The sequence below is a fragment of the Anaerococcus sp. HMSC065G05 genome, from assembly GCF_001812365.1.
Lineage (GTDB): Bacteria > Bacillota > Clostridia > Tissierellales > Peptoniphilaceae > Anaerococcus > Anaerococcus vaginalis.
In genome coordinates this window covers 118085-124700 of sequence record NZ_KV808727.1, presented here as the reverse complement: position 1 = coordinate 124700, position 6616 = coordinate 118085, and the positions used below count along the sequence as shown (strand labels likewise).

Annotated in this window: 8 protein-coding genes; 3 read left to right on the top strand and 5 right to left on the bottom strand. The window is 26.7% G+C overall.

Going from position 1 to position 6616, the window contains the following annotated elements; translation table 11 throughout:
- Positions 1 to 154: 154 nt before the first annotated feature.
- Complete coding sequence (locus tag HMPREF2852_RS09040) at positions 155 to 1072, top strand: DMT family transporter (RefSeq protein WP_070607890.1); 918 nt, start codon at positions 155 to 157, stop codon at positions 1070 to 1072.
- Between the two features lie 2 nt (positions 1073 to 1074).
- On the opposite strand, the gene HMPREF2852_RS09035 is transcribed toward HMPREF2852_RS09040, so the two are convergent.
- The gene (locus HMPREF2852_RS09035) at positions 1075 to 1773 is read right to left on the bottom strand and encodes a hypothetical protein (RefSeq protein ID WP_070607888.1); all 699 of its coding nucleotides are present in this window, start codon (positions 1771 to 1773) and stop codon (positions 1075 to 1077) included.
- The gene (locus tag HMPREF2852_RS09030; RefSeq protein ID WP_070607887.1) at positions 1770 to 2246 is read right to left on the bottom strand and encodes a YbaK/EbsC family protein; all 477 of its coding nucleotides are present in this window, start codon (positions 2244 to 2246) and stop codon (positions 1770 to 1772) included. The genes HMPREF2852_RS09035 and HMPREF2852_RS09030 overlap by 4 nt, the downstream gene beginning before the upstream one ends.
- Positions 2247 to 2348: 102 nt before the next feature.
- On the opposite strand from HMPREF2852_RS09030, the gene HMPREF2852_RS09025 reads away from it, so the two are divergent.
- The gene (locus HMPREF2852_RS09025; RefSeq protein ID WP_019118107.1) at positions 2349 to 3122 is read left to right on the top strand and encodes an MBL fold metallo-hydrolase; all 774 of its coding nucleotides are present in this window, start codon (positions 2349 to 2351) and stop codon (positions 3120 to 3122) included.
- 4 nt (positions 3123 to 3126) lie between these two features.
- Entirely contained in the window at positions 3127 to 3981 is an 855-nt protein-coding gene (locus HMPREF2852_RS09020) for a DegV family protein (RefSeq protein ID WP_019118106.1), read from the top strand.
- A 124-nt stretch (positions 3982 to 4105) separates the two neighbouring features.
- Here HMPREF2852_RS09020 and HMPREF2852_RS09015 read toward each other — a convergent pair whose 3' ends face one another.
- From HMPREF2852_RS09015 to vanR, 3 genes are all read right to left on the bottom strand, one after another.
- A complete protein-coding gene (locus HMPREF2852_RS09015) occupies positions 4106 to 4597 on the bottom strand; it encodes a hypothetical protein (RefSeq protein ID WP_070607885.1) in 492 nt (163 codons plus the stop codon).
- Positions 4598 to 4739: 142 nt separating this feature from the next.
- Positions 4740 to 5603: a sensor histidine kinase gene (locus tag HMPREF2852_RS09010; protein WP_261668292.1), complete on the bottom strand. Its 864-nt coding sequence runs from the start codon at positions 5601 to 5603 to the stop codon at positions 4740 to 4742.
- Between the two features lie 193 nt (positions 5604 to 5796).
- Positions 5797 to 6489: a VanR-ABDEGLN family response regulator transcription factor gene (vanR, locus tag HMPREF2852_RS09005; RefSeq protein WP_070607883.1), complete on the bottom strand. Its 693-nt coding sequence runs from the start codon at positions 6487 to 6489 to the stop codon at positions 5797 to 5799.
- Positions 6490 to 6616: the final 127 nt, after the last annotated feature.

Here is a 6616-nt window from a genome sequence, read left to right as displayed (position 1 = left end):
TTTGACGAAAATGCTATAAAATTAAAAGAGATGGTAGAGAGCAAATTTCCAAAAGCAAAAGTAAGCCTTGCACCAATTGGCTCATTGATTGGATCTCACGTTGGACCAGGAATGTATTCTTTGTCATATTTTGGAGAAAAAAGATAGGAGAAATATGCTCAAAAATAAAAAAAATGCAGTAATTTTTTCTTTAATAGCAATGTTTTTATGGGGGAGTGCAATCCCCCTTATTAAATCCACTTATCAAGTTTTGCAGGTAGAATCATACGACACCTTTGCAAAAGTTTATATAGCTGGAATTAGATTTTTTATGGCAGGGGTTTTGGCGTTTTTTTTTGCCAAAATTTTTGGAAAAAACAAAATTTCATTTTCTAAAGTAAACATAAAATTAGTTATAATTCTTGCAATACTTCAAACTTTTTTGCAATATTTTTTCTATTATATAGGTCTTTCAAATACAAGCGGAGTAAAATCATCAATCATACAAACATCAAATTCATTTATGATTGTAATAATTTCACTTTTTCTACTTCCAGAAGATAAAATTTCAATAAATACAATTATAGCCTTAATAATTGGAACAGCAGGAATTATTTTGGTAAATTCAAATCAAAAAATGGGAAGTGGATTTAAACTAACAGGAGAAGGATTTATTTTTACATCAACATTTATTAATGCTTTCGCATCAGTTTTATTAAGAAAATATTCAAAAAATTCAGATCCATATATTTTAAATGGGATGGTGCTTTTACTCGGTTCTTTGCCTTTAATAATACTTGGCAGATTTTTATATATAAATCCAGTTGTTATAAACTTGAAAGCTTTTTTAATGCTTTTTTATGGAGCATTTATCACAGCAACTTCATTTACAATTTGGACAATAGTTTTGCAAAATCATAGCGCAAACCAATTTGGAGTATTCAAATTATTTATCCCAATATTTGGTTCTATTTTATCAGTAATAATTTTGGGAGAAAATTTCACAATAAGATTATTTATAGGACTTATTTTAGTTCTAACAGGCTCTTTGGTTTTGATGAAGGGTAAAAATAAAAAAGATAGTTTAGAGTAGAGCTATTCTAAACTATCTTTTTTTATTGGTCTTTTTAAATTGTTTGTTAATTTATAAATTTCATCTATATATAAATACCTATTTTTATCTTTATATCTTGCAATTTTCATTAAATCAAGTGCCCAATTTACTAAATATTTTGATAAGTAAAAAGCGTAAATGTCGTTTGCAAGTATTGATCTTCTTCCGTTTATTACTATGTCATTTCGAATTTCTTTAAAATATCTTATCAAATTTTTTCTATTGTATTTTGAAAATATCACTTCTATCATTGCTACTAAGGCTAAAATATATTTATTTTCTAGATAATTAATTTTAAAATCTATGCTCTCATCTTCTTTTAAAATAATATCTTCGATTTTGTCGTGGCTTTTATAAAATTTAAAATATTTTTCTTTAGAAAAATTTTCGAAAAAATTAGGATAGAGTCCATATTCAAAATTTGATTTTTCTAAATTTTTCTTAAAAAAATCTAGTGAAGTGGAATTGTCAAAAATTGTTATAAAAATTGGAGACAAGATTACCAAAAGTTTTAAGCTTTCGTTTTCTTTGTCATTTTTAAAATTTATAATTATTTTTTCTTCTTCACTTGTTTTTTCTAATTTAGAAAAGTCTTTAATTTTTAATTTATTATCAAGTTCGAATACGTCTTTTGCATTATATTGATATATTTTTTTATTTTTAAATATTTTAATTATCATTGTCTTATATTTTCAAATTTTCCATTTACTACTTTTGCCAAATCAAATGGATTTAGTTTTAAACTTACTCCACATTTTCCACCTGATACAATCATTTTATCCAAATCTTTTGCGCTATCATCTATAAAAACTGGATAATCTTTTTTCATTGCAAGGGGAGTGGTTTCGCCTCTTTGATAGCCTACTTTTGCTTTTAAATTTTTGGTTGGAAGGATTGAAATGCTTTTAACGCCTGCAACTTTTGCAGCTTTTTTCATATCAATTGAATCATAACTTCTTAGTAAATAGATTATTATTTCATTTTCTTTTGATATTGTCGCTATGGTTTTATACATTATATTTAAATCTACGTGGGATTTTTTGCCAGCATCTACGGCTGATTTAAATTCTCCGCCCAAATCATATTCTATTTCTTCGTATTCTATCTTATTATTTTCCAAAATTCTCATTGCGTTTGTTTTAACTTTTCCCATACTTGCTCCTTTCTTTTTTTATATTACCAGAAAAATATAAAAATTCATTAATTCAAGGCGATTTTGGGTATATTTATTTTATAAGAAATTAGGAGAATTTTGATGATTGAAAAAATTATAATAACTTATATTTATCATTCCTGTTATACTGTAGAAATAGGGGATTATTTTATTATATTTGATTATTATAAAGGAGTTTTAAATATTCCTGAAGATAAAATTGTTATTTTTGTTGCAAGTCATGGACATTCTGACCATTACACTTCAGAAATTTTAAAAATTCCTAATATGAAAAATTATACTTATATTTTATCAAGTGATATTGGACATTTAGAAAGCGATGATAATATTATTTATATAAAGGATAATAAACTTGGCATGGACCAATTGAAATCTTTGTATAATTCTAAAAATGTTTATCTTGTTGATCCTTATCAATTTAAAGAAATTAATATTAATGGAAGAAAAATTTCTATAAAAACTTTCGGCTCAACTGATGAAGGGATTTCTTTAATTTTATATATTGAATCCTTATCAATATTTCATGCGGGCGATTTAAATTATTGGGCTTGGGAAGATTATGATGACAAAAGACTAGAAAAAGAGTATTATGCTTTTATCGACCAAGTAGAAAAAATTAAAAAAGATTCGATAGATATAGCTTTCTTCCCAGTTGATTATAGGCTTGGAGAAAATTATTATAAGGGTGCAAAAATATTTGCAGATACTGTAAAGCCCCAATTGATGTTTCCAATTCATAGTGGAGATCATGAAAGCATAAGCCAAAGATTTGCTAGAGAAATCAAATTAGAAGAAACTGTATTTAGAGCAATTATTGACAAAGGTCAAAAAATTATTGTAGATATAAAGGATTAGAGAAATGGAAAAAATAGCAGTATTAGTAGATTCTGGATCAGATTTAGATTTAGAAAAAGCTAAGGAATTTGGCATTTATATGATGCCATTTTATGTAAATTTAGATGGAAAATTTTATAGAGAGCAAGTAGACTTAAAAGCAGACGAATTTTATAATTGGATTAAAAAGCACGAAAAATTACCAAAAACATCAATTCCATCTCCTGGAGAATTGATAGAAAAACTTGATGAAATAAAAAATGATGGTTTTGAAAAATTAATAATAATAACTATATCAAAAAATTTCACAGGTTTTTATAATTTGTGCTCACAAATAGAATACGACAATTTAGAAATTGAAGTAATAGATTCAAAATCAGTTGCCCTAACCACAGGCTTACTTGCAATTTATGCAAAAGATTTAATCAAAAAAGGCTATGAATTTAAAGAAATTGTAGATAGGTTGGAAGATAAGAAAAAAGAATCAAAAATATTTTTTACAATCGATAGCTTTAAATATCTAGTGGCAGGGGGAAGAGTGCCAAAAGCTTTTGGAAAAGTGGGAGAGCTTTTAAATATCAAACCAATAATTGTTTGTAGTCCAGAAGATGGAAAATATCATATAGAAAAAACTTGCAGAGGAGAGAAAAAAGTTCTTAAAGAAATGGAAAAAATTGCAAGCGAATATTTGGGAAAATTTGACAAATATTATATGATAATTTCAAATGGTGGCTACAAGAAAGGCTCAGAAATTTTAGAGGAAAAATTAAAAGTATTCAAAGAAAAATCTACTTTATTTTTAACTTCACAAATAGCCCCAAGCCTTGGAGCAAATACAGGCCCAGGCTTATTTGGTTTTGGATTTTTGCCACTTGATTAAATATATTGTTCAAGGTTGATTTTTTAATTATATATTTATAAGCAAATAAAAAGGATTCAAGCAATGTTTTTACTTGAATCCTTTTTTTGTTTATAAAAGAGCAATTATAAAATATTTTGTTTTTTTATCTTGGGTCATTTAATTTTAAATTTTCTTCAAAACCAGATGGGTCATTTGCTTTTGCCTTATCTAGTCTATCTTTGAAAAATTTTCTTGTGGCATCATCACAACATTCTTTACTCAAATATCTCATACTTAAAGCTTTTTCTAGCTCTTCAATTGCCATTTGTGCTTTTTGTGGATTAGTTTTGTAATTTTTTAACCATTCCTCTTGCCATGCACATTCCCAATAATTTGATGCCAAGGTATCCCCAAATCCTTCTTGATAAACAGCATTTGCATCATCGTCTAATTTTTCAGGAGCCTTGTATCCTTCTGGCCAATTTAATTTATTAACTGTCTCTTTAAATTCTTTTTGAATATCATCATATTTTACAAAATCTTTTGCACCATTTTCTGAATTTGCCGTTGCACTAGACTTTTTGCAAGATGAAAATCCAACCATTAATACCATTACAAACAAAAAACTAAGAACTTTTTTTAAACTTAACTTCATAAAAATCTCCTTTTAAAATAATTCAGATAAGTTTTGCTTAACTGTAAGATTATTATAGCTTGCTTTATAAGCTAGTTTATTTGTTTTTTATGATAATTTCTTAAAGATTCCTATACAAATTCCTATTTTTTTTCTACTTTTTTTATTTTTTAGGAAGAATCACACAAAACTTGACACAATTGTCCTTGCTTTCAGCACTAATTTCTCCCTTGTGTAAAAGTACTATCTCTTTTGCAATAGCAAGACCCAGACCTGAGCCACCTTTTGAATTTCTTGAAAAATCTAGGCGATAGAATTGTTCAAAAATTTTTGATAATTTATCTTCCTCAATATTTTCAGTTTTATTTTCGAAAATTATCTCTACCTTTTCTTTTTTTACATTCAAATCTATATGAATTTCACTATTTTCAAAAGAATATAGGCAAGCATTACGGAGCAAATTATCGAAAACACGAGAAATTTTATTTACATCACAGCTTATCATTACATTTTTTTCTGCCTTAACTTTACAAGTTAGATTTTTTTCTTCAAACATCGGTTTAAATTCAAAAACAAGCTGTTCTAACATCATAGTGAGATTTGTCCGAGAATAATTTATTTTTATTTTTGATAAATTATATTTTGTTATCTCAAAAAATTCATTAATCAAATCCGATAGCTGTTTGGATTTTCTAAGAGCGATACCTAAAAATTTTTTTCTTTGCTCATCATCTAAAGAAATATTCCCATTTAACAACTCCAAATATCCAATAATTGATGCTAGTGGTGTTTTCAAATCATGAGCTAAATTCATTATCAAATCATTTTTTTGCCTTCTATTTTCATTAGCTAGTCGTTCATTTTCTATAGACTGCATTTTTAATTTATTAATTTTAGTGGAAATTTCTGATAATTCATCAGATAGGTGAATGTAATTATTATCTTTGTCAAAAAGTTTGTTTGTTGCTTCTTGTAATTCATCAACATAACTGACCAATTTCTTAAATAGTTTATATGTTTCTAGCATTATCAATAGTGCCCATATAATTATTGTTGGAAATAACAAATATAAGGATCTGTAGAACATATATGCATTTTCAAAATTATTATAAATGTAATTGTTGATTATAGGAATAAGGATACAGGCTAAAATCGCAACAAAAATTGTTATGACAAAACACTTTTTTAAATAATTTTTAAAAACTGAATTTAGGAGGCGATTATTCGATTTCATATCCTACGCCCCAAACAGTTTTTATAAATTTTGGATTTCTACCAGAATCATTCATCTTATCCCTAATCCTTCCTATATGAGCCATTACAGTATTGTTATTATCAAGATATTTTTCCTTCCAAATATTTTCAAAAAGCTCTTCAGATGAAACAACCTTGCCTTGATTTTTACACAAATACCAAATTATCTCAAATTCTATGGGCGTAAGTTGGATTTGCTTATCATACAAAAAACATTTATGACTTTTTTTATCTATTAATAGACCTCTTATATCATAAGTTTCATCATCTTTTATATTTTCAGTCTTATTATATTTTTGTGAGCGTCTAAGCTGAGTTTTTACTCTTGCAATAACTTCCAAAGGATTAAAAGGCTTAGTTATATAATCATCTGCTCCCATTGTAAGGCCAAGTATTTTATCATTTGAATCTGTTCTTGAAGTCAACATAATTATTGGAAAATAATGCTTCTCTCGGATTTTTTTACAAACAGAAAATCCATCCATATCTTCAAGCATTATATCCAAAATCATCAAATCAAAATTTTCAGCTTCTACCAAGTCCAGTGCATCCTTTGCATTAAAAGCTTTAGAAACAGAAAATCCGTCATTAGTTAGGTATAAGTCTAACAAATCTGCTATCTCTTTTTCATCATCAACAATAATTATTTTGTCATTCATTTTTTTCACCTTAAAATTTTGATTTAATTTCTTAAAAATATTATATCATTAATTGGCAAAAAAAAGGGGCTGTTGCAGAATGAATAAACAATCACTTCATTAGAGGAAATGAGATGATATTTATTCA